Annotated in this window: 1 protein-coding gene; it reads right to left on the minus strand. The window is 55.5% G+C overall.

What is annotated here, in order from left to right:
• Positions 1-122: 122 nt before the first annotated feature.
• Positions 123-1604: ISL3 family transposase (locus tag JUK32_RS01295; protein ID WP_204137051.1), on the minus strand; the 1482-nt coding region annotated here is incomplete at its 5' end.

Raw genomic sequence — 1604 nt, forward strand, 5'->3', positions numbered from 1 at the left:
GCTTCGTCTTGTTCAGCAATCCGTTGCCAGAGTTCCCACAGCGCCTCTGGAGCTAGTCCCAGCATTCGCTTGCCCTGTGCGTATTCTCGTAACTTCGGGCTCTTGGCAACTTTTGGTGATCCTTAACTGGTTAAGATGAACCGTTTAGCCAGCAGATCCAGCCCAGCGCGGCCAAACATCTGTCGTTTCAGCATTTTGAGCCGATTATTGAGGCCTTCGACGGGACCATTGCTCACGTCTAGAGTCAGAGCCGCTTTGAGCGCACCGTAGTCTTCCTTGAGGCCCTTCGCGAACGTCTGAAACGCTTTAATTGAGCTATTGGCGGCCTTCGCCAGCCAGCCGTCTAAATCCTCCGGTAGCCGTTGACGTACCAGTTCGATCAAGCCTTGGGCGAGGGTAATCGCGTCAGTCAGCTCGGGTTGCTGACAGAGCTGCTCCAGCGTTTGCTCCTGTTCAGTCGTGAGGGTTTCAGCCCGCTGCAAGAATAACCAAGCCGCACGGCGGGCACTTAAGGCAGTGGACGAAGCGGTTGGATGTTGAGGCGCAGGCCCTCGCCCTGGTAAATCGTTGAGGGTCTCAGGGGAGGGCTGAGCTTGAGGCCGTGACTGACGCAGTTGTCGCGTGTAACGGGCCACGGTGGCATAGCTGCCCTGATAGCCTTGCTGTTGGATGTCAATGAACAGTTGTTTGGTGGGTGGGTGGCCTGGCTGCCATTGCTCAAGAAGATATCCTTTGTAAGGATCAAGGCCACTGCCGCGTCGTCGAATCGTGGGTTGCCATTCGGGAAACGTCTCGTAGGACAGATAGGTGTAGACCGTGCGTTGGCCCATCCCGAGATGATGCGCAATGTCTTTGATTTGATAGCCTTGCTGTCGTAAAGCATGAACTTGCTCATAGCGCTCCAAGCGTTGTGCCCGTTTACTTTCAGCTGCTTGTGTTGGCAATAACACTGCCGGGTCGGGGGGCTGAGCGGCAGCAGTGTCTTCAGGCGCTAATGGGGCCTGTTCAACTCGCCTAAAGACTGGCGCATGGCCTTTGAAAGCTTTCTCCAGGGTCTCCTGAAGGTTGTGCAGTAAATGAAAGCGATCCGCGACCTGGATGGCTTCTGGTGCACCTTCATTCATCCCACGCTTGTAGGTTTTCGAGCGGTCGCGTGACAAGATTTCGACGCCTGGATGCGCTTTCAACCACTCGGCTAAGGTTTCAGCGCTACGGTCAGGTAACAGGGCGATCGGTTGATGCGTTTCGAGATTCACTAAAATTGTTCCGTATTGATGGCCTTTGCGCAACGCAAAGTCATCCACGCCCAAAATGCTTGGGGTATCCGCTTCTGGGAACGATAGACGGGCGATGAGATGGAGAAAGGTGTTGCGGCTGGCCTCGGCGTTCAAGTGTTGACCGAGGCGAACAGCCGCTGAACCGCCCAAACTGAGAGCGATGGCGGTGAGCTGCTCAGCGTAGCGCAAGGTCCGCCTGGCCCAAGGGGCAACGATAGTGGGCAATCGCTCCGTAAAGATGCGACGACGACAGGTCTCATTCAGGCAAAAGAACTTACCCACTTCCAACAGGATGGTGAGGCCGAACTGAGCTAGAGGCAAGTCTTG

The organism is Halomicronema sp. CCY15110 (assembly GCF_016888165.1).
Lineage (GTDB): Bacteria > Cyanobacteriota > Cyanobacteriia > Phormidesmidales > Phormidesmidaceae > Halomicronema.